This is a genomic window from Vibrio sp. S9_S30 (assembly GCF_014694455.1).
Classification (GTDB): domain Bacteria; phylum Pseudomonadota; class Gammaproteobacteria; order Enterobacterales; family Vibrionaceae; genus Vibrio.
The window spans coordinates 77,285-99,203 of sequence record NZ_JAAUWT010000019.1; the positions used below are offsets into that span (position 1 = coordinate 77,285).

A 21,919-nucleotide genomic window follows, 5' to 3' on the forward strand; every position below is an offset into this window, starting at 1 on the left:
CTTGGTTTTCAAACTAATTCCAAGAATGCTAGATAGATGTGGTTGGTAAATGTAAATTCAAGGTCAAAATAGATAAAAACAGTGTTTTTTTGATCATTTTTGATTATTCTATGGTGCATAAAAATTCTCAAAGAATATAAAGTGTGACAAGTATCACACCTGCATTCCTTCTGACCCACAGAACCTTAACATAAGACTAAGCGCTTCAATAATGACTAATATCGGTACTAAATTCATTCTCGCCCAACGGTTTATATTTGATCCCAACAGTAATTCGTTGATAGACCAACATAGCGACAATGAAGTTATTCGTCTAGGAAGTAATGAAAGCCGTATTTTGTTGATGCTATCGGAAAGACCAAATGAGGTGATTACCCGTCAGCAGTTACACGAGTATGTATGGCAAGACCAAGGATTTCAGGTCGATGATTCAAGCCTTACTCAAGCAATTTCCACCTTGAGAAAAATGCTGAAGGACTCCACCAAATCGCCTCAATTTGTTAAAACGGTACCCAAAAGAGGCTATCAGCTAATTTCATCGGTAGAGCGCAGTGTACCTTCTGCAAGTGGTGATGAACTGCCAGAATCGACTGACGGGACCACCCCGCAATTAGAGCAACCTGAAAACCTCAATACGGAAATGGTCGCGGTTACCCCAATAGAACCCCGTGTTGAAACTGAAAACACAGTACCGACTCCGATTGATGCCCAAAACACAGCGAAGAAACAAAACAAACTCGTCTGGGTTGCCGCTGTCTTAGCACTCCTAATGCCAGTGCTTACTTTTTTGGGCACCCAAAAGAAACCATCAACGTTTGTGACCATTGCTGAAGTTGGTGGTATACCTGTAAAAATGCCAGAGAACCACCCGAGTATGACGCAGTCGCTACCCAATATTAAGCGATGCATCAAGCACTACTTGACAAGACATGATGGTGAGTTGTCACCAGTACAGGTCATAGCGACCGGTGGTCAGAATGGTCAAATCATTTTGAACTATATTCACCCGATCAATTATTCTAGCGAAAACGTCACATTGCGTATTTTTTCTACTCAACCAGATTTTGCTCAGGTGTGTAACTAATGAATCAGGTGTGTAACTAATGGATATGTCTAGAAATCTGAAAATCGCGATTGCTATGTTAATTGTGTCTGCTTTAACCAGTGTTTGGATTTACACACAAATTGGCACGAAAGTAGAAAGCGTCCTTACATCTCGCGAATGGAAGTCGCGTATGGTCACTCGTTTGTTTATTGAATCAGACACTGAGCAAGACGACGTTATTGGACCGTTACGTAAAGCGACCATTGATTCCAACGTAAAATACTTACCAAATGGCACATACTTACGAGTATCAAGAATCAATTTGTACACTGGAACGCATGAAAAACAAACCTCTTCCACTATTAATGTATCGGAAAATGGCTCATGGGAACTGAGTGATAACTACTTACTGATCGAGCCTAATGAGTTTAAAGACATCTCTTCAAACCAAGGGGAAGATTTTACAAGTAAGCAACTTAAAGTCATCACACAAATCTTCAAGATGGACGCACAACAGAGCCGACGCGTAGAAATTATTAACGCAAAAGCCCTGTTGATGACCAGCTTAGATCATGGCTCCACGGTTTTATATTCTCACTAACTGTCAAAGGGAGGCATGGAATGTCTCCCTTTTCTTAATATGGCTATGGACTGGATACAAAGCACTTACCTATTTGTCGGCTCGTTAACTGCCAGTACTCTCTCTTCTATAGCTGGCGGTGGGGCTGGCTTACTTCAATTCCCATTGCTGATTTTCCTTGGTTTAAGTTTCCAAACGGCGTTAGCAACACACAAAATTGCCACTGTTGCCATGGGGTTAGGTGCCGCCTTTTCTCACCTCAAAGCAAAACAGTTTGATTTAAGGCTGACTTGTTATCTTGTGATAACAGGTTGTCTCGGGGTCGTTGTAGGTGCATACGCGGTCGTTATGCTGCCAAGTAAAGCTGGAGAACTTCTTTTAGGGCTGATCATCTTATCTCTTGGTCTCTATTCTCGTATTAAAAAAAATTTGGGGAAAGATGAAAACCCGACGAACAGGGATCGCAAAGGATGGGTCATTGGTGGCATAGCCCTTTTTCTTCTCGGTATATTTAATGGATCGTTGACGGCAGGGTCTGGTCTGGTCGTTACCTTGTTTCTCGTCCGATGGTTTGGGTTCAGCTATAAACAAGCTGTCGCCCTCACTCTGGTTTGTGTGGGTTTATTTTGGAACGGTATTGGGGCAATCGCCATCGTTCAAGTGGGTGTGGATCCTCATTGGGCATGGGTGCCTATCTTGTTGCTGAGTTCTTTTTTGGGCGGGTGGCTTGGCGCCATTGCAACGCAACGACTCCCAAATTCGGTGATTAAGGTCGCCTTTGAAATACTGACTGTTTTAGTGAGCCTTAAACTTATTTATTCCGCGCTTTAAGGAGCAACTTATGCAAAAAGCCATTATCGATATCTACTACTGTCGACAGTGTAATTGGATGTTACGTTCCACATGGCTGAGTCAGGAGCTCTTGCATACCTTCAGCGAAGAGATCGAAACCGTTTCTCTGCACCCCGATACCGGTGGACGCTTCGAAATTCATTGCAATGGAAAAGTCATTTGGGAAAGGAAGCAAGATGGTGGTTTCCCTGAAGCTAAAGTGCTCAAACAGAAGGTTCGCGACGTTATTGACCCAGAAAGAGATCTGGGCCATTCAGATTCAAAGTAATAAATAGGATGCAACCTATACTTCGCACTGAACGATTTTCTCTCCATCGAAGGTGAACACCGACAGTAATCCGCACTCATAAAGCCCATAACTGGCTTTGAATCCTTCTCTAGGGAAAGTGGCACTACCGGGGTTAAACACCGTTATCCCTTGGTCTAACTCGGCAGTGGGTATATGGGTATGACCGTGGCAAAGGACATCCCCCTCTCTCAGTGGCGGCCGTTTTGCTGTATTGAATAAATGCCCATGCGTCAAAAACAACCGCTGCCCACTTTCTAGCAATACCCAAGAATAATCCATCATCATTGGGAACGAGAGCAACATTTGATCCACTTCACTGTCGCAGTTTCCTCTCACAGAAATGATATGCTGTGCGTAATCGTTTAACTTTTTCGCCACTTTTGGAGGATTATAACCTTCTGGAATAGGATTTCTTGGACCATGGTTTAACGTATCACCCAATAAGATGAAATGGTCCGCACCCGATTGCAAATATGCATCAATGACTTTGTCAGTCGCGTTTTCGCAACCGTGTATATCCGAGGCAAAGAATAGCTTCATTGCCTTACCATTCAGTCGCTTTCTCATTTTTTAGCTTTCCCATGAAATAGATTTCCCCATTCAACTATTGGGCTTAGGCGTACGCTAAACCCATAAATAATTGAAAGGATTCTATACCTAAGTAAGCCTATTTTACTAGAGACATATAGGCTCGCAGCCACCTCAAACACTTCGTTAGATAACTACTTCGTTAGATAACTTTCGACATGCCATTAATAACAATGTTGTTGTAACTCACCATACCTATTACCTTTCCTTCTTCAACCACTGGGGCTCGGCTAATGCCGAAACGCTCGAACAACCTCGCACAGTATTTCACGTTCATCGTTGGTTTTACCGAAAGGGCGGGTTTGGTCATGATTTCATAGATATTGGTGCGCTCTGGAGAACGATTTTGCGCCAAAACGCGCTTCGCAATATCACTCATTAACACGATACCGTATTCATCATCTTCATAGCGTTTATCCACCAGTAACGCTTTCACTTGGTGTTTACGTGCCAAATGAATCGCTTCTTGAACAGTCGTTAAGCCGTCCACAATGACATAGGAACTTGACATGACCTCTCTCACTTGAATCATCATCTGCATACTCATAGCTTTTCTTCTACCACACTGGTTAAGGTTTCGACTTGATGCGCGACTCCAACCGCATCCTCAACATCAATTTGCACCGCAATCCCCTGCCCCGACGCTTCATCAAACTCACCAACTTCACTGATCTTTTCTAATATATGGCGAGACAAGTGCTCTTCAACGACAAACAAAAGAACATCTTTCTGAACCTCTAATGTCAACCCAAGGAAAGTGCGTTTCTTATTAACGCCTTCTCCTCTTGCATGATTGATTACCGTTGCTCCAGTAGCACCCGCCCCGCGAGCAGCATCAAGAACCACGTCTGTTTTGCTTTCTTCGACAAAAGCAATGATGAGTTTAAAGCGCATTTTCTTTCTCCTTAGACGAAGCACGCTGATTCAGCCACTGGGTGAGTTGTGCGTACCCCATGACTGAAATTATCGGAAATAAACTGGCAAAAGCGATCAAGCCAAAACCGTCGATCACGGGGTTTCTCCCGGGCACCGTTGAAGCAAGCCCCAGCCCCAGCGCCGTCACCAAAGGAACCGTAACGGTAGACGTCGTCACGCCGCCAGAGTCATAAGCCAACGGCACAATCAGCTTGGGTGCAAAAAAGGTTTGGATAACGACTATGATGTACCCAGAAATGATGTAGTAGTGGATTGGGTCCCCCACCACAATTCGATAACTGCCAAGCGATATGCCCACTGCCACACCCAGTGCAACGGCTATTCGCAGCCCATTGACACTAATGGATCCACCAGATACTTGATTTGCCTTAATGGCGACGGCAATCAGCGATGGCTCTGCTACCGTCGTGCTAAAACCAATAAAAAAGGCAAATAAATATACCCAGTAATAATCTACCCACTCTAAAGACTGACCAACAGACACTTTAAATTCTTGCAAAAACTGGGGTTCGGTTAGTTGGCTAGCCATCGCTTCCCCCAATGGGAAAAGTGCCAATTCAAGCCCAATCAAAAAAAATGAAAGCCCGACCAACACATACACAAACCCTAAGACGACTTTCGTCAAATTGACGATAGGTTTTCGAAGCACAGCAAATTGAAAACCGAAGATAATAGAAGCGATAGGAATGACATCAGTCACAGTACTGATAAAGGTATCTACAAATAGAGACACACTGATCATGACAACACCATTCCATAGATCATAACGAACATCATGGGAAGCAAAGAGGCAAAAGCGATCAAACCAAAGCCATCTATCATGGCGTTTCGACCTTTAATCGCAGAAGCCAACCCCACTCCTAATGCTGTGACTAACGGCACGGTAATCGTCGATGTGGTTACCCCTCCGGAATCGTAAGCAATGCCGATAATGGTATCTGGGGCAAAACCCGTCAGAATAACAATGCCGATGTAGCCACCGATGATCATAATGTGAATAGACCACCCTTTTAATATGCGGATAACACCAATAACAATGGCGACACCAACAGAAAGCGCGACCGTGAACCGAAGACCATCTGCGTAGCTTTTCATCGCTTCTTCAGTAGGCTCAATCACCCCACCTTCAGCAGCAACTTCAGATGCCTCTTGCGCTACGGCGGTGAGAGCAGGCTCAGCAATGGTCGTCCCAAAGCCCAAACTAAAAGCAAAAATGAGCAGCCAAGCTACGCTCCCTTTGCGAGCAAAAGCCTGAGCCATGGACTCGCCGATTGGAAAAAGCCCCATTTCGAGACCAAAAATGAAAAACGTTAGCCCTAAGACAACCAGCAGTAAACCAAACAAGATGGACAATAAATTAGGAAGAGGTTCTTGGAGAACGACCAGTTGAAAAAATCCGATCACCAAGATGATTGGCATCAGATCTCGTAAACTCGACAACATGGACTTAGCAAGCGCAAAAATGGCAGCCATCACACCCCCTGTATAAAGCTAAACCGCAAGCAATGCACCCCAAAGAACCGTCTTTATATCGTCTGTATTTGCTCAGAATTCATCCATGCACTCACAGACGGCAAGCTTAAAGACATAGAGAGAACTGAAGTCAATCTCAGCTTCTTTAATAAGGGTGTAAACCAAGACACGCAAGATGACTTGGCTATATACAGCATGGCACATAAATATGTAAGAAAATGTGACACTGTTGGAGTGGTGAAATTTAAGAAGGAATTATTTATGACTCGTGTTGTCCACGTAGTGCACAATTATTCGTATTGTCCAAGCGTTATGCTCTCAAAGCGTTACGCATTCAAACTGCCACTTTGATCTATCTTAGCCACCAACGTCTATAATGAAGAATGGAAGAAGACAGTGAGGAAGAATATGAAAGTGTTATTGACTGGGGGAACCGGTTTTATTGGGAAGGAACTCGTAAAACACTTAGCCGGTCATCAGATCGTCATTCTTACTCGAAGTATTGAAACCGCTAGAGAGACACTCACTCACGCCGACTTTGGTAACATTGAATACATTACCAGTTTCGATGCTTTCTCCGATCTCAATGATTTCGATGTGGTCGTCAATCTTGCTGGCGAACCCATCGCCGATAAACGTTGGTCTGATACCCAAAAACAAAAAATATGCGAAAGCCGCTGGGACATTACCAAACAGCTGGTTTCGCTCATTCACGCGAGCACCCAACCACCTTCCGTTTTTATTAGTGGTTCTGCTGTAGGCTATTATGGGGATCAACAATCTCACCCCTTTGATGAAAACCTTCATGTGCATCAAGAACAGTTTGCTCACCAAGTGTGCTCAAAATGGGAAACTATCGCCAAACGAGCAGAATCAGACAGAACGCGAGTATGCATACTAAGAACGGGGATCGTACTCGGTACCAACGGTGGCGCGCTTGAAAAAATGATCCTTCCATACAAAATGGGGCTAGGGGGACCAATAGGCAACGGTAAGCAATATATGCCATGGATTCACCTGCAAGACATGGTAAGAGCAATCATGTACTTAATTGAAACCGATTATGCACGTGGCGTTTTTAATCTGTGCGCTCCCCACCCAGTTCAAAATCAGCTTTTCAGCAAAACTCTGGCCAAGATATTGAATCGACCACACATCTTATTCATTCCTAAATGGGCGATTCAACTAACATTAGGTGAAGCCTCCTCATTGCTGTTTGATAGTATTCGAGCCAAACCTAAACACTTAACTGAATTGGGTTTTATATTCACATACTCTCGTCTTGAGCCAGCACTCAAAAACATTTTGCAACATCAAGATTAGGGTCTGCTGATCATTCGCAGTTACTATACCCAAACTACCTCAAAGCACAGAATACAACCCTAACAAGGAAACTGAATGAAACCCGCCGTTCTGATTACCGGATGCTCTACAGGCATTGGCTACGTTTGTGCTCATGCCCTGCATAAAAAGGGCTACACAGTTATTGCTTCATGTCGTCGCCAAGATGATGTTGAAAGGCTTCGCTCGGAAGGTCTTACGTGTATCCAATTGGATGTAAGCGTTCAAGACAGCATTAGTAACGGGCTTTCAGAAGCGCTGCTACTCACCGACGGCAAAATTGACGTCCTTTTCAATAACGGTGCTTACGGTCAAGCTGGCGCGCTTGAAGATCTTCCCACTGAAGCGCTCAGAGAGCAATTTGAAACCAATGTGTTTGGTTGGCATGAACTGGTGAAACAAGTATTACCAATCATGCGAAAACAGAGATCCGGACGAATCATCCAAAACAGTTCCGTGCTGGGGTTTGCGGCAATGAAATATCGGGGAGCATACAACGCTTCAAAATTTGCCCTCGAAGGCTGGACAGACACCCTCCGCTTAGAGCTCAAGGGCTCGGGTATTCATATCTCTCTGATTGAACCTGGCCCCATCGAGACCCAATTCAGAGCCAACGCACTTAAGCATTTTGAACAATGGATCCCCATCGCATCGAGTGTCCATAAAGAAGAATACGAATTACAACTTCAGCGCTTAGCCAATGACAAATCCGGTAACGCATTTACCTTACCCGCAGAATCCATCATTGCCCCACTTATTCATGCGATAGAGTCACCGAAACCCAAAATTCGCTATCGAGTCACCACCCCCACCAAAGTGTTTGCCGTCCTAAAACGTATTCTCCCTACCCGCTTGCTGGATAAAATTCTTTCCAATGCGGCATAAGTCATCAGTGCTTAAACAATCTCGGCAAGAGAAAAATAGTCAGGTTAAAACAAGGCATGACCATTACCTTTCCATTTACTCATTAATTTTAACCCTGTCATGAAACGTTAATAATTCCTCATTAATATTAACATTGAAGACGATTCAGCTTCACCAGTCTCCCCTAGCAATACCAGTAGAGGACACAATGACACTAAACCAGCTAAACTGGCTGAGCATAGGTGTAGTGCTTATTATTTTAATTCTGTGACTTACTCCTTTGCTCGCTTATTACCCAAGTGCCACATCATGTGGCATTTCCACTTGATTTCTCGCCTCATTACCCTTACCTAATAGGAAGTGCCCACAATTAAGGAAAGACCATGTCGCCAGATTACATCGTTGAGTTAAATGAGCAGAATTTTCGACAAATACTCGAAAGTTCCACTCAAACACCTGTACTAATACATTTTTGGGCTCCTATGAGCCAAGAAAGCGCACAAATCATTCCTGATTTACAAGCTTTGGCTAACCAATACCAAGGTGCATTTACTCTTGCTTTGTTAAACTGCGAACAGGAACAAATGATTGCAGGTCAATTTGGCGTGCAGGCTTTGCCAACGATCGCTCTCTTCAGTAATGGTCAACCTGTTGATGGTTTGGGTGGTCCTCAGTCGATTGAGAAAATTAAGGAAATGCTCACAAAACATTTGCCTAATCAAAACGAACTCACATTCAAAGCAATTCAGGAAAAGATTCAAGCAAAACAATTTATTGAAGCGTTAGCCGATATCTCCACATTGGAGGAGGAATTCAAACAACGTGGTGATGTTAAATTAGTGACTGTAGATTGCCTGTTAGAAACCAATCAGTTTGAGTCAGCCGAACAGCTTTTGTCTGTCATCCCATTGGAATATCAAGATAATTACTATAAAAGCCTAGTCGCCAAACTGGACCTGCAAAAACAAGCCGCCGACAGCCCTGAAATTCAGGCATTGGAGCGACAATTTCAACAATCACCAAACGATGCCCAATTAGCGAACGACTTAGGTTTGCAATACCATCGAGTAGGTCGAGATGAAGACGCTTTAGAGCTACTTTGGTCTTTCCTGTCGAAAGATTTGAATGCACTTGATGGTACTCTAAAGAAATCCTTTATGGATATTTTAGCAGCGCTTGGACAAGGGCATGCCTCCGCAGGTCAATATAGACGAAAGCTGTATTCATTACTGTACTAACTCCTCACAGGGCAGTGCGGATTGCTTATACCCAAGCAACCGATATGGCACTGCCTTTACATTTTTCTCCCTTCTCATTTGTATTGACGTGCCGAATGCTGCGCAAAAATCAAACTCGTTTTATCAATTTAGTTTCAGATTAATTCGGTTCACGGTATTCTGGTTTATCCAATATATATTAAGGATATAGTCATGGAACTCGATATTCTCATCACTGTTGGCGTGCTTATTTTTGTCGCCATTATTTTTATCGTGGCTGGTGTAAAAACCGTTCCTCAAGGCAATAACTGGACTGTAGAACGATTTGGTCGCTATACCCAAACCCTTAAACCTGGGTTAAACCTTATTATCCCATTCATTGATTCCATTGGTCATCGAGTGAACATGATGGAACGTGTGATGGATATTCCCGCACAAGAAGTGATCTCTAAAGACAATGCCAATGTCACTATTGATGCGGTCTGTTTTGTCCAAGTCGTAGATGCCGCAAAAGCCGCCTATGAAGTGAATGACCTAGAGCATGCGATTCGTAACCTAACGCTCACCAATATCCGTACGGTTTTGGGTTCACTCGAATTAGATGAAATGCTAAGTCAGCGTGACATGATAAACACTCGATTACTCTCTATCGTGGATGAGGCGACCAATCCATGGGGAGTCAAAGTGACGCGTATTGAGATCAAAGACGTTCAACCACCAGCCGATCTTACGGCAGCAATGAACGCCCAAATGAAAGCCGAACGTAATAAACGTGCAGAAGTACTAGAAGCCGAAGGGGTTCGACAAGCTGAAATTTTGCGTGCCGAAGGTCAAAAGCAAGCTGAAATCCTAAAAGCAGAGGGGGATAAGCAAGCCACTATTCTTCAAGCAGAAGCAAGGGAGCGTGCCGCAGAGGCAGAAGCAAAAGCGACCGAAATGGTTTCAAATGCAATCGCGAAAGGCGATATGCAAGCCGTAAACTACTTTATTGCACAAGGCTATACGGAAGCGATTAAGTCTATCGGTCAGGCTGAAAATGGGAAAATCATCATGCTGCCCCTCGAAGCAACAGGCTTAATGGGCTCTGTCGCGGGTATTGCAGAGATGTTCAAAGACTCGAAAGAGAAATAATATGATTGAAATCCTTAACCAGATGAACCACTGGCACTGGATTGCTCTAGGTTTGGTGCTATTGTGTGGAGAATTGCTCGGCACTGCCGGCTACCTATTGTGGATTGGCATATCTGCCATCTTAGTGGGATTCGTAAAATTGCTCATTCCAATCAGTTGGGAGCTTCAATGGGTATGTTTCGCTGTTTTCTCACTGGTAACCACTTGGCTTTGGTGGCGCTACCAGCACAAAAAGGACGTCTTAGATGAAGAAGAGACAAACTTAAACCAACGAGACAAACAGCTTGTCGGGCAAATAACTCGCTTAGAAGAAGACATTCAAGCTGGGAAATGCCGAATCCGTATGGGTGATACCACGTGGTCTGCGGTGAGTGATCAACCGCTCAGTGCGGGCACCACCGTTAAAGTAACCGCCGTTGACGGCATCGTACTGACCATTAAAGCTGTCGAGTAAATCCCCATTCCTAATAAACGCTAACAATGAAATAGGTTTGTTCGAACAAACCTATTTTTATTTGCGCCTCCTTTTAAAGAGACGCATGGTCATTTAGGAGTATGCCCACACAAATTATCAATAATCGGGCACTCATTTCCTTCATCTCCCGGACACTCAGATATCCAACTTTCTAATTGATTTTTTATCAAGTTCAACTCCGCAATTTTGGTTTCTATTTCAACAAGCTTATCGCGTGTTTTCGCTTTCACTTCGGCGCTCGTTCGCGTTGGATTGAATGCGAGTTCCAATAAACTTTTGCATTCGTCCAGACTGAACCCTGCCGATCTTGCTCTGACAATTAATTGCAGTTCTTCTATGTGTTTTTCCGAATATTTTCGGTAACCATTCTCACTGCGTATGGCTTGAGAAGTGATGCCTTTCGATTCATAAAATCGAATGGATTTAGGGGTCAAACCCGTAAGTTTAGAGGCTTGGCTGATATTCATATCCACGCATTGTAATCTGTTTATATCAGCCAACTATAAACGCTATTTTTTGAAGAATAAACTTTATGTTATTGACCAACTGCCCACATTAAGAATTCTTTCTTTTCAGTAGGAGTAAGCTGCGCGAAGTTAAGTTTCAAATCATTAAGAGCTGAAGACGCTTTTTCATTTAACGAAGTATAGGTTGTATTTGAAACGGCTGTAACAGAAGGCAGATTGATATCATTTTTTTTGTTAAATTTAGCTAACTCACGTTCGTAGTCGCGTGTCAGTCCACTTCCTCTCTTTAAGATTCCTTGCTGAATTAAATAGGCGTGCCCTTCCTTATCAAACATCTCAACTTTTGGGTTGTCTCCAAACGAACCGATTTGCTCGACACGAGTAATGACTTTCGTCGGATTTAGCGTTAATTCCGTATCTTTAGCATCAAAAGTAACGACTATGGGTTCAGAATTAAATTTTTCGTGCTCACCTTGTTTCGCCACGAGTTTAGATACTCTGACAACAATTTGATTGATGCCATTTTCAAGCACCACTGAGCTTTTTTTACCAACACTAAACCCTACCTCTTCACCATCTATCACAACAGGTGCTAAATCCCGATGAAAATGAACTTTAACACCAGACTGAACCTGAAAAGACAAAAGAACAGCACTTGTGATCAATATCTTATACAACAATTTCATTCTCTTTCCTCATTGTGTAAAAAAAAGCGAGCACCTACATAGTGCTCGCTAAATAGATAGGCAATGGTATTTCGACTAGAAGTAGTATTCTACACCAGCAAGAATTCTATTATCCCAGTCATTCGCGTTATCCATTTTGTAATTGCGCGAATCTAGGAACAAGTAAGTGCTTGGAAGTAAGTAACCTAAGCGAGCTGTTACAGCAACGTCACCAGAATCTTTCTGACCTGTAGCGTCATCTGTTGACGCATAACCGCCTTTAAGAACCCACTTACTGTCGATGATGTATTGAGCAGTTGCAGAGATCGCGTTTTGCTTAACAGAATCGTGATTCATGGCTTTGTATGCACCAGTAAGCGTTAGGTCGCCAAGGAATACACTACCCCCCACAATACCGTAGCTTAGCTTCGCTTCGTTTTGGTTGTAGTAACCACCGTGAACACTAAATTTCTCTTTAGTGAAAGAGGCACCAACACTCGTTACCACATCTTTTGTATCACTTTCCATGCCGCTTAGTGTCGCTTGGAAGTTAAACCCATTGAATGTAGCTGAATCGAAACGAATCACGTTGTCTGCACGGTCTTGGAAACCTGCACCAATGTCTTGGTTCCAGTCAAATACGTCACCTAGACCTGGGTTTGAGTGAGGCCAATCAACGTAGTTGTATGCAGCAACTAGCTGACGACCATATTTGAATGAACCAACACCGTCAAAGCTTAGACCTAGGAACGTATCACGAGCACCCAACTGACCATTGTTTACGTGAGTCCAAGATTTGTCAGCCGCAAAACCTTGGTTGTCAGCATTACCACCTTCGATCTGCCAAACTAGGTTTGGTCCGAAGTCTTCGAATTCAACTTCACCTTTAAAGCCAATACGTGACTCGATTGTTGCAGTAACTGATGTATCTTTCAGTTCAGCGCCGCTATCTGCGATCTGAATGTAACCAGCTGCTTGACCGTAGAATTGTACAGCTTTGCCGTTTAGATCAATCGCTGCATTTGAAGCGCCTGATAGTGCTACTGCAGAAACTGCGGCACCAAGAAGCGTACGTTTGAAAAATTTGTCCATGGAAAACTCCCAAAAATGGATATAGCTGTTTTTATTACCTCTAACTCTAAGTTGGCCGCTGCGAGTAAGGGTAATGTTCCTATTTTATCGAAGAGCCAAATACTATTCGCTCTATCGACTTTCTTCCTGCATACACAGTGTGTATCCATAGAAAGCAAGACTAACTTCGTGGAGAGAAACATCAATGAGAACTTATTTTTTATTAAAAAAAATATGAAGGAGAGCAAACTTTTCTCAACTTAATGATATGAATCACAATTATTAAATTTGAGCTTAGAAATAAGATTCACGCCTATATATTTCAATGAGTTAGGTAAGAATTCTTTTAAAGAAAATTGAAGTGACTCGAAAATGAGACACATCAATAGTAGTTAGGTGTCAAAACCAGAGAAAGGTCACTGACAATTGATATCTTCATTCACAATAGATCATCAATGGCGGCGCGAGGTACGTAAAAGGCGAGCTCACAAGCTCGCCTTATTCTATGATTGAGTTTATTTTGGGCTATAGACCAAGCAACTCTGCAAGGCTTTCCTCATCTTGAATTTCAATGCCTAGCTCTTGTGCTTTCGCCAACTTAGAACCTGCGGCTTCACCTGCAAATAAAATATCCGTTTTCTTAGATACACTCCCGGTCACTTTTGCACCCAATGCCTGAAGTGCTGCTTTTGCTTCATTGCGGTTCAAGCGAGAGAAACTGCCTGTAATCACAACGGTTTTTCCATCAAGCAGTTGAGGCTGTTCACTCGTTTTATCGCTCACATCTTCCCAATGAACACCATGCTCTCGCAATTTGGCGATAACATCTAGGTTCGTCTCTGATTCAAAGAAACGCTTGAGATGCGTTGCCACGACCTCACCAACATCATTCACTTCTATAAGTTGTTCTTTCGAGGCTGCTTGAATGGCGTCCAGTGTTTTGAAATGACTCGCCAAGTTAGCTGCCGTCGCTTCGCCCACTTCTCTAATCCCAAGCGAATACAAAAATCTAGGAAGTGTCGTTGCTTTCGATTTATTCAACGCATCAACAATGTTTTGCGCTGACTTGGGTCCCATTCTATCAAGCACGGTGATAACACCAGCCGTCAATTTAAAGAGATCGGCTGGCGTTTCGACCATTTCCCTATCAACTAACTGCTCTATGACTTTTACACCTAGCCCATCGACATCAAGCGCTTTACGAGAAACAAAATGCTTCAATGCCTCTTTTCGTTGTGCCTGACAAATTAACCCACCCGTACATCGAGTGACCGCTTCTCCTTCAAGACGTTCAACGTCTGAACAACACACTGGACACCTTGTTGGATACAGAATTTCCGAGGCACTTGCTGGGCGACGCTCCATCACCACACCAGTTACTTGAGGAATAACGTCCCCTGCACGTCGGATAATGACACTGTCTCCGATTCTAACGCCCAAGCGCTCAATTTCATCTGCATTATGCAAGGTGGCATTACTTACTGTCACACCACCTACAAAAACAGGTTCTAGCTTCGCTACAGGCGTAATCGCTCCTGTTCGCCCAACCTGAAATTCAACATCATTCAATATGGTGATTTCTTCCTGAGCCGGAAATTTGTAGGCGATAGCCCATCTAGGTGCTTTTGCAACAAAGCCTAATTCCTCTTGAATGGCAATATCGTCGATCTTGATGACAACACCGTCAATCTCATAAGGAAGGCTGTCTCGTATCGTTAGAATATGCCTGTAGAAATCAAAAACACTGTCCAATCCTTCTACTTTTTGGGTCTCAGGACACATGGGTAAACCCCAAGATTTCAACTGAAGAAAACGCTCGTAGTGACTGTCTGAAAGAGCGCCTCCTTGAACCACTCCAACACTGTATGCATAAAAGCTAAGTGGACGAGTGGCCGTAATTTTAGAATCGAGTTGACGTAGGCTACCTGCGGCAGCGTTCCTCGGGTTTACGAATGGCTTTTGACCTTTTTTGAGCGCCTCTTGGTTCATTTTGTCGAAGCCTGCTTTAGGCATAAACACTTCGCCGCGCACTTCTATGCGTGTTGGCCAGTCATCTCCTTGGAGTACAAGAGGTATCGCGTTAATGGTACGAACATTTTCTGTAATGTTTTCACCCGTAGTACCGTCACCACGAGTTGCAGCCTGAACGAGTAAACCATTTTCGTACAATAAACTCACGGCTAAACCGTCCAGCTTTGGCTCACAGCTGAATGTAGAAAAATCAGAACCTATCGCTCTCTCTTTAGCGCGGCGATAGAAGCCCTGAAGCTCGGTATCATCGAACGCGTTATCAAGTGACAGCATTGGGATTTCATGAGCAACAGAGGTAAAGCTCTCTAATGCTGGTCCACCCACCCGCTGACTGGGAGAATCAATCGTAACCCATTCAGGATGCTCAGCTTCAATCTCTTGGAGCTGTCTCATCAACCGATCATATTCGGCATCAGGCACTTCTGGATTATCTTCCACGTAATATTTTACAGCATGGTGGTGAAGGGTTTGCTTCAATTCAGAATATCGCTGCTCAGTCTTTTTAGTCATAACTTGCTCTGTTTTGCTCAGTAAAAAGGGCTCTAATTGAGCCCTGATTGTTTTATTCTATCTACTATCCGTAAAATGCAATACTAACTGTCGTAAAAATCACGGATCTGCTTGCGGTAAGCATCCAATCGATCCGGTGTCATTAAATTGCGTTGATCATCTAGAACATTTCCACCCAAATCATCTGCAATTTGCTGAGCTGTTTTCAACATCAATTTGAAGTTCTGGTCAGCTTCACCAAAACATGGCAGCGTCATAAAGAAGGAGATACCTTTTGTCTCAAAAGTTTCTGGATCATCATGTGCCAATGTGCCAGGTTGCATCATATTCGCCACACTAAACAATACCTTACCAGTGCCAGACATATCTGCATGGCGATGGAAGATATCCATCTCACCATAAAGCAAACCATTTTGTTTCATACTTTCAAACAGACTGGTTCCGACAAAAGGAGTGGCACCTGCGCAGTGAACATTTAAAACCAGAACTTCCATTTCTTTCTCTGGCTCTGCTTTTTTGGCTTGGATGTCGGTTTCCGCAACTTGAGAAAGTTCTTCTTGAGGACGCGGCTCAATGACTTCTTGGGCCTCTGATAATGTGGCATCCGAAGAGTCTAATGGTTCTTCGACATTAGTTCTTGCTGCAACGTCAGCATCATCAATGGACGAGAAAGAAGGTAAAGGCTCGTCACTATCGACGAGTGGGTCAAAAGATGGCGTCTCTTTCTCTGCGTCTTCACGGTTGAATTCTGGCTCTGTGCGTGGCTTGCGAATAACCTCAAAATCATCTTCTGGAGCAAACGCACGAGTCGCAGCATAATCGGGCTCTTCTTGCTCGACATTTTCGAGCTTACGATGAGGCTTATTACCAAACTTGGCTTTACCTTCTTTTTTACTTGTCCATAAACCGTGGAATAGCAAGGCGGCAATGGCAAGTAAGCCTACGATAATAAGTACTAGTCGCAATTCCTGCATTTTTCACTCTCTGTTCTCTGCATCGCTGAATACGTGTTCAAGCTGCAGCTTATTTATCATTTATGTGTGTTACTTTACCAAAACTCTCTGAGAAATTTGAATAAATATGTGTCGATGCTAACAAGCATCGCGTGACCTTCTGCACGCTTTATACTCAAACTATCTAAAAATGCGAGTTTCAGCTTCTGTTCATATAGCGTATTTTATACCTAGTGACATTAAGCGTTCGAGTCAGACCGGAATCAAACAATGAACCAAACCTATCAAGCTAACTCCTTGAGGTTACTTGGGTATACGTTAGAATCCCTGATAGAGCAATCTAGGAAGATCAAATTTATGACAACAAACAATCGAAGTGGCGTCGGATACTTTTTTCACGGGTTTGAACTGGCCTTTCAGCCCGGTATCAGACGCTTTGTGATATTGCCTCTTCTAGTAAATATTTTATTAATAGGTGGAGCCATCTATTTACTGTTTTCCAATCTAAATCAATGGATTAATGCTTGGCTTGGGTACCTGCCTGATATGCTTTCATGGCTATCCTATTTGCTATGGCCTTTGTTAGCACTTGCCATACTGGCTACCTTTACCTATTTGTTTAGCACGATTGCAAATTTCGTCGCCGCACCATTTAACGGACTGCTCGCAGAGCAACTTGAGGCAAAGCTAACGGGAAAAAAGCTAAGTGATCAGTCAATGCTTTCCCTTTTCAAAGATGTTCCACGAATTCTGGGGCGTGAATGGCGAAAACTGATGTACTATCTTCCCAAAGCTCTAGGTCTGTTCATCTTACTGCTTATCCCAGCATTAGGTCAGACCGTAGGTCCCATACTTTGGTTCTTATTTTCTGCTTGGATGATGGCAATACAATATTGTGATTACCCATTCGATAACCACAAAGTCTCCTTTCAGGATATGAGAAATGATTTGAAACAAAATCAATCCGTATCTTATGGTTTCGGGTTTATGGTGACATTGTTCACCATGGTCCCCATTCTCAACCTGTTTGTGATGCCAGTAGCAGTTTGTGGAGCGACGGCAATGTGGGTGGATAAATACCGTCTACAGTATGCGAGATAACGATTTCTGCGACTTAAAGGCTGACATTCTTCAGCCTTTTAATTACGTTACTAGACCATTTCTACAAACAAAGAAACGGATAATGGCATACTGTGTACACCCTATAAGTTATAACCATTTATTCTTTTTCGGTTGATTATTAGCACTTATGCTTAATCACTATAAACACAGAGTGCATCGTGCACCCTACCCCGTGTAATGAAGGAACATCAACATGAGCAAAATCTACGAAGACAACTCACAAGCTATTGGTAACACTCCACTTGTACGTCTAAACCGTGTAAGTAAAGGCAACGTTCTAGCAAAAATTGAATCACGTAACCCAAGCTTTAGTGTTAAGTGCCGTATTGGTGCAAACATGATCTGGGAAGCTGAAAAAGCTGGCACTCTAAAAGCTGGAATTGAGCTTGTTGAGCCGACAAGTGGTAACACAGGTGTCGCTCTTGCATTCGTAGCAGCAGCTCGTGGTTACAAACTGACTCTTACTATGCCCGAATCAATGAGCCTTGAACGTCGTAAACTGCTTAAAGCACTGGGTGCAAACCTTGAGCTAACCGAAGCCGCGAAAGGTATGAAAGGCGCCATTGCTAAAGCTGAAGAAATTGTAGCCAGCAACCCAGACAAATACCTGCTTCTTCAGCAGTTCAATAACCCAGCTAACCCAGCCATTCATGAAAAAACAACTGGTCCTGAAATCTGGGAAGCAACTGACGGCGAGATCGACGTATTTGTATCGGGTGTAGGTACAGGTGGTACGCTAACAGGCACTAGTCGCTTCATTAAGGGCGAAAAAGGTAAAGCAATCACCACCGTTGCTGTTGAACCCGCAGAATCGCCAGTCATTGCCCAAGCACTTGCTGGTGAAGAAATTCAACCTGCACCTCACAAAATTCAAGGTATTGGTGCTGGATTCATTCCTGGTAACTTGGATCTAGAATTAATTGACCGTGTTGAGTCTGTTACTTCAGAAGAAGCAATTGAGATGGCTCGTCGCCTAATGGAAGAAGAAGGTATCCTAGCTGGCATTTCTTCTGGTGCGGCAGTTGTTGCTGCAAACCGTGTGGCTGAACTGCCTGAATTTGCAGGTAAAACTATCGTAACGGTTCTTCCAAGTTCTGGTGAGCGTTATCTCAGTACCGCGCTATTTGCAGATCTATTCACAGAGAAAGAAAACCTGCAATAAGCACGTAATAAAACTGTGTTGAAATCAATTTTTGGTCTAAAAAAGCCCCGTTAAGGGGCTTTTTGGTTGATCCTTGCCTCACCTTTGGTAATATCACCTCAGCTTTATTTTTCGCTTCAAAATAAAAGAAGCTCGCTAACTAAAGAATCACTCAACTTTGCGGTATCATATGAATACAAGCAAAGTAAGTTGAAAACACTGATATCGGTTATGCGTTTTCATATCCTCTGGACTAGCACTGGTTATGAATACTCAACACGCTGCCGACTACAGACACAAAAATAAATCAATTGGGGTATATCACATGTATCAGAAGCAAGTAGAAATCACTGCAGAAAACGGTCTTCACACTCGTCCAGCGGCTCAGTTCGTAAAAGAAGCAAAAGGCTTTGACGCTGACATCACTGTGACTTCTAACGGTAAAAGTGCAAGTGCAAAAAGCTTGTTCAAACTACAAACTTTGGGTTTGGTGAAAGGTACTGTTGTTACTATCTCTGCTGAAGGCCCACAAGCTCAAAACGCAGTAGACCACCTAGTTGCTCTTATGGACCAACTTCACTAGTTAGAAAGTTCTGATTAAAGCCATTTTGTTACCGCAAAATGGCTTTATTTGAATACGACATCTTTTTACGCTACAACTACTCGTTAGCATTTTAGTCAAACACTTTCCCGTTTATTGTTGACCAACTTAAGGTAAGGCTATGATTTCAGGCATCCTGGCATCTCCTGGTATTGCTTTTGGCAAAGCACTGCTTCTTCAAGAAGATGAAATTGTCCTAAACACAAACACCATCACCGACGATCAAGTAGAAGCAGAAATACAACGCTTTTACGATGCTCGTAACAAATCTTCCCACCAACTTGAAATTGTCAAGCAGAAAGCACTTGAAACATTCGGTGAAGAGAAAGAAGCGATCTTCGAAGGTCATATCATGCTTCTTGAAGATGAAGAGCTAGAAGAAGAAATTTTAGCATTGATCAAAAATGATAAGCTTTCAGCGGATAACGCGATCTATTCTGTGATTGAAGAACAAGCGACGGCTCTTGAGTCACTGGATGATGAGTACTTAAAAGAACGTGCAACCGACATCCGCGACATTGGCTCGCGTTTTGTTAAAAACGCTCTTGGCATCAACATCGTTTCTCTAAGTGATATTGATGAAGAGGTGATTCTTGTTGCGTACGATCTAACGCCATCAGAAACAGCACAAATCAACCTAGATTACGTTCTTGGATTCGCTTGTGACATTGGTGGTCGCACATCACACACATCGATCATGGCGCGCTCTCTTGAGCTGCCAGCGATTGTTGGTACTAACGACATCACCAAGCAAGTTAAAAATGGCGATATGCTGATTCTGGACGCGATGAATAACAAAGTTATCGTCAACCCTACAGACGCTGAAATGTCTGAAGCACAATCGATCCGTGATGCTTTCCTAGCGGAAAAAGAAGAGCTTACAAAGCTGAAAGACCTGCCAGCAACAACTTTAGATGGGCACAACGTCGAAGTCTGCGGCAACATCGGTACAGTAAAAGACTGTGACGGCATCAACCGCAATGGCGGTGAAGGTGTTGGTCTTTACCGAACAGAATTCCTATTTATGGATCGTAATGCGCTTCCGACAGAAGAAGAGCAATACCAAGCATACAAAGAAGTCGCAGAAGCGATGCATGGCGAGCCCGTAATCATCCGCACAATGGATATCGGTGGTGATAAAGATTTACCATACATGGATCTACCAAAAGAAATGAACCCATTCCTAGGCTGGCGTGCGGTTCGTATCAGTTTGGATCGCCGTGATATCCTACGTGATCAGTTACGTGGCATTCTACGTGCCTCTGCTCACGGCAAGCTACGCATCATGTTCCCAATGATCATTTCTGTTGAAGAAATTCGTGAGCTTAAAGCGGCAATTGAAGAATACAAAGCAGAACTGCGCTCTGAAGGTTTAGCGTTTGACGAAAACATCGAAATCGGTGTTATGGTTGAAACACCAGCAGCAGCGGCAATTGCTCACCACTTAGCGAAAGAAGTATCATTCTTTAGTATTGGTACTAACGACTTAACTCAGTATACTCTAGCAGTAGACCGTGGTAATGAGTTAATCTCTCACCTATATAACCCACTATCACCTGCTGTACTAACCGTAATCAAGCAAGTGATTGATGCTTCTCATGCGGAAGGCAAGTGGACAGGTATGTGTGGTGAGCTTGCTGGTGACGAACGCGCAACGCTTCTTCTTCTAGGTATGGGTCTAGATGAATTCAGCATGAGCGGTATCTCTATTCCAAAAGTGAAGAAAGTGATTCGTAACGCCAACTTCGCAGAGGTTAAAGCTATGGCAGAAGAAGCCCTTCAAATGCCAACAGCCGCAGAGATTGAAGCACACGTAGAAAAATTTATCGCAGAAAAAACAAACTGCTAATATAATTCAACAGAATAAAATTAACGTTTAGGAGCATGACATGGGTCTGTTTGACAAACTGAAGAAGCTGGTTTCTGACGACAGTGCTGACGCTGGTGCAATTGAAATCATTGCGCCTCTATCTGGCGAAATCGTAAACATCGAAGATGTGCCAGATGTAGTATTCGCTGAAAAAATCGTTGGTGACGGTATCGCTATCAAACCATCTGGTGACAAGATGGTTGCTCCAGTAAACGGTACTATCGGTAAAATCTTTGAAACTAACCACGCGTTCTCTATCGAGTCTGACGATGGCGTTGAGCTGTTTGTACATTTCGGTATTGATACTGTTGAGCTGAAAGGTGAAGGTTTCACTCGTATCGCTGAAGAAGGTCAAACAGTGAAAGTAGGTGACACTATCATCGAATTCGATCTCGCACTTCTAGAAGAGAAAGCGAAATCAACTCTAACGCCTGTTGTTATATCTAACATGGACGAAATCAAAGAGTTGAACAAACTTTCTGGTGCGGTATCTGTTGGCGAAACGACTGTACTTCGTGTAACTAAGTAATTTTCTTAGTCGCATCATCGATTTAAAACGCTGCCTTCGGGTTAATGCCGATCGTTTAAGACTCTTGAACGATCCTTAATAGTCTTCATAATCGGTCCCAGATATGTATCTGGGACCGATTTTTTATGTCTGAATTTTCTTTAGAACTTCAAGCTACTGCTGAATTTC

General features: G+C 43.3%; 24 protein-coding genes. 14 read left to right on the plus strand and 10 right to left on the minus strand.

Going from position 1 to position 21,919, the window contains the following annotated elements:
- Positions 1–211 precede the first annotated feature (211 nt).
- The 4 genes from HC752_RS19530 to HC752_RS19545 are packed head-to-tail and all read left to right on the plus strand — an operon-like array spanning position 212 to position 2,745.
- Positions 212–1,084 carry a winged helix-turn-helix domain-containing protein gene (locus HC752_RS19530; RefSeq protein WP_190336878.1) on the plus strand — a complete coding sequence of 291 codons (873 nt, stop codon included), beginning with the start codon at positions 212–214 and terminating at the stop codon, positions 1,082–1,084.
- Positions 1,085–1,103: 19 nt separating this feature from the next.
- Positions 1,104–1,646 (plus strand): regulatory protein ToxS, encoded by a 543-nt coding sequence (locus HC752_RS19535; RefSeq protein ID WP_190336879.1) that lies wholly within the window; start codon positions 1,104–1,106, stop codon positions 1,644–1,646.
- Positions 1,647–1,691: 45 nt separating this feature from the next.
- The gene (locus tag HC752_RS19540; RefSeq protein WP_190336903.1) at positions 1,692–2,456 is read left to right on the plus strand and encodes a sulfite exporter TauE/SafE family protein; all 765 of its coding nucleotides are present in this window, start codon (positions 1,692–1,694) and stop codon (positions 2,454–2,456) included.
- 10 nt (positions 2,457–2,466) lie between these two features.
- Positions 2,467–2,745, plus strand: a complete 279-nt coding sequence (locus HC752_RS19545) for a SelT/SelW/SelH family protein (RefSeq protein ID WP_190336880.1) — start codon at positions 2,467–2,469, stop codon at positions 2,743–2,745.
- Between the two features lie 15 nt (positions 2,746–2,760).
- Here HC752_RS19545 and yfcE read toward each other — a convergent pair whose 3' ends face one another.
- The 5 genes from yfcE to HC752_RS19570 all read right to left on the minus strand — a co-directional run bounded on the left by yfcE (position 2,761) and on the right by HC752_RS19570 (position 5,763).
- Positions 2,761–3,306, minus strand: a complete 546-nt coding sequence (gene yfcE / locus HC752_RS19550; RefSeq protein WP_190336904.1) for a phosphodiesterase — start codon at positions 3,304–3,306, stop codon at positions 2,761–2,763.
- 190 nt (positions 3,307–3,496) lie between these two features.
- Positions 3,497–3,901 carry a CBS domain-containing protein gene (locus HC752_RS19555; protein ID WP_190336881.1) on the minus strand — a complete coding sequence of 135 codons (405 nt, stop codon included), beginning with the start codon at positions 3,899–3,901 and terminating at the stop codon, positions 3,497–3,499.
- Positions 3,898–4,248, minus strand: a complete 351-nt coding sequence (locus tag HC752_RS19560) for a P-II family nitrogen regulator (RefSeq protein ID WP_101113492.1) — start codon at positions 4,246–4,248, stop codon at positions 3,898–3,900. The genes HC752_RS19555 and HC752_RS19560 overlap by 4 nt, the downstream gene beginning before the upstream one ends.
- Positions 4,238–5,032: a DUF1538 domain-containing protein gene (locus tag HC752_RS19565; protein ID WP_190336882.1), complete on the minus strand. Its 795-nt coding sequence runs from the start codon at positions 5,030–5,032 to the stop codon at positions 4,238–4,240. The genes HC752_RS19560 and HC752_RS19565 overlap by 11 nt, the downstream gene beginning before the upstream one ends.
- Positions 5,029–5,763 carry a DUF1538 domain-containing protein gene (locus HC752_RS19570; RefSeq protein ID WP_190336883.1) on the minus strand — a complete coding sequence of 245 codons (735 nt, stop codon included), beginning with the start codon at positions 5,761–5,763 and terminating at the stop codon, positions 5,029–5,031. The genes HC752_RS19565 and HC752_RS19570 overlap by 4 nt, the downstream gene beginning before the upstream one ends.
- Positions 5,764–6,171: 408 nt before the next feature.
- Here HC752_RS19570 and HC752_RS19575 point away from each other — a divergent pair, with 408 nt between their 5' ends.
- The 5 genes from HC752_RS19575 (at position 6,172) to HC752_RS19595 (ending at position 10,770) form a co-directional block, all read left to right on the plus strand.
- A complete protein-coding gene (locus HC752_RS19575; RefSeq protein WP_190336884.1) occupies positions 6,172–7,086 on the plus strand; it encodes a TIGR01777 family oxidoreductase in 915 nt (304 codons plus the stop codon).
- A gap of 75 nt (positions 7,087–7,161) precedes the next feature.
- Positions 7,162–7,989 carry an SDR family oxidoreductase gene (locus tag HC752_RS19580; protein ID WP_190336885.1) on the plus strand — a complete coding sequence of 276 codons (828 nt, stop codon included), beginning with the start codon at positions 7,162–7,164 and terminating at the stop codon, positions 7,987–7,989.
- A gap of 362 nt (positions 7,990–8,351) precedes the next feature.
- Complete coding sequence (locus HC752_RS19585; protein WP_190336886.1) at positions 8,352–9,206, plus strand: co-chaperone YbbN; 855 nt, start codon at positions 8,352–8,354, stop codon at positions 9,204–9,206.
- A 192-nt stretch (positions 9,207–9,398) separates the two neighbouring features.
- Complete coding sequence (locus HC752_RS19590) at positions 9,399–10,316, plus strand: SPFH domain-containing protein (protein ID WP_190336887.1); 918 nt, start codon at positions 9,399–9,401, stop codon at positions 10,314–10,316.
- A gap of 1 nt (position 10,317) precedes the next feature.
- On the plus strand, positions 10,318–10,770 hold the full coding sequence (locus tag HC752_RS19595; protein ID WP_190336888.1) for an NfeD family protein: 453 nt from the start codon (positions 10,318–10,320) through the stop codon (positions 10,768–10,770).
- Between the two features lie 89 nt (positions 10,771–10,859).
- On the opposite strand, the gene cueR is transcribed toward HC752_RS19595, so the two are convergent.
- The 5 genes from cueR to zipA form a co-directional block, all read right to left on the minus strand.
- Positions 10,860–11,258: a Cu(I)-responsive transcriptional regulator gene (gene cueR / locus HC752_RS19600; protein ID WP_190336889.1), complete on the minus strand. Its 399-nt coding sequence runs from the start codon at positions 11,256–11,258 to the stop codon at positions 10,860–10,862.
- Between the two features lie 68 nt (positions 11,259–11,326).
- Positions 11,327–11,944 (minus strand): YccT family protein, encoded by a 618-nt coding sequence (locus HC752_RS19605; RefSeq protein ID WP_190336890.1) that lies wholly within the window; start codon positions 11,942–11,944, stop codon positions 11,327–11,329.
- A gap of 75 nt (positions 11,945–12,019) precedes the next feature.
- A complete protein-coding gene (locus HC752_RS19610; protein ID WP_190336891.1) occupies positions 12,020–13,015 on the minus strand; it encodes a porin in 996 nt (331 codons plus the stop codon).
- A gap of 504 nt (positions 13,016–13,519) precedes the next feature.
- Positions 13,520–15,535 (minus strand): NAD-dependent DNA ligase LigA, encoded by a 2,016-nt coding sequence (gene ligA / locus HC752_RS19615; RefSeq protein ID WP_190336892.1) that lies wholly within the window; start codon positions 15,533–15,535, stop codon positions 13,520–13,522.
- Between the two features lie 83 nt (positions 15,536–15,618).
- Positions 15,619–16,509 carry a cell division protein ZipA gene (zipA, locus tag HC752_RS19620; RefSeq protein WP_190336893.1) on the minus strand — a complete coding sequence of 297 codons (891 nt, stop codon included), beginning with the start codon at positions 16,507–16,509 and terminating at the stop codon, positions 15,619–15,621.
- Between the two features lie 336 nt (positions 16,510–16,845).
- Here zipA and cysZ point away from each other — a divergent pair, with 336 nt between their 5' ends.
- The 5 genes from cysZ to crr all read left to right on the plus strand — a co-directional run bounded on the left by cysZ (position 16,846) and on the right by crr (position 21,751).
- Complete coding sequence (cysZ, locus tag HC752_RS19625; RefSeq protein ID WP_190336894.1) at positions 16,846–17,589, plus strand: sulfate transporter CysZ; 744 nt, start codon at positions 16,846–16,848, stop codon at positions 17,587–17,589.
- 214 nt (positions 17,590–17,803) lie between these two features.
- Positions 17,804–18,772 (plus strand): cysteine synthase A, encoded by a 969-nt coding sequence (cysK, locus tag HC752_RS19630; RefSeq protein ID WP_190336895.1) that lies wholly within the window; start codon positions 17,804–17,806, stop codon positions 18,770–18,772.
- Between the two features lie 304 nt (positions 18,773–19,076).
- Positions 19,077–19,334: an HPr family phosphocarrier protein gene (locus tag HC752_RS19635; protein WP_101113636.1), complete on the plus strand. Its 258-nt coding sequence runs from the start codon at positions 19,077–19,079 to the stop codon at positions 19,332–19,334.
- A 139-nt stretch (positions 19,335–19,473) separates the two neighbouring features.
- The gene (gene ptsI / locus HC752_RS19640; RefSeq protein ID WP_190336896.1) at positions 19,474–21,201 is read left to right on the plus strand and encodes a phosphoenolpyruvate-protein phosphotransferase PtsI; all 1,728 of its coding nucleotides are present in this window, start codon (positions 19,474–19,476) and stop codon (positions 21,199–21,201) included.
- 40 nt (positions 21,202–21,241) lie between these two features.
- On the plus strand, positions 21,242–21,751 hold the full coding sequence (gene crr, locus HC752_RS19645; RefSeq protein ID WP_190336897.1) for a PTS glucose transporter subunit IIA: 510 nt from the start codon (positions 21,242–21,244) through the stop codon (positions 21,749–21,751).
- Positions 21,752–21,919: the final 168 nt, after the last annotated feature.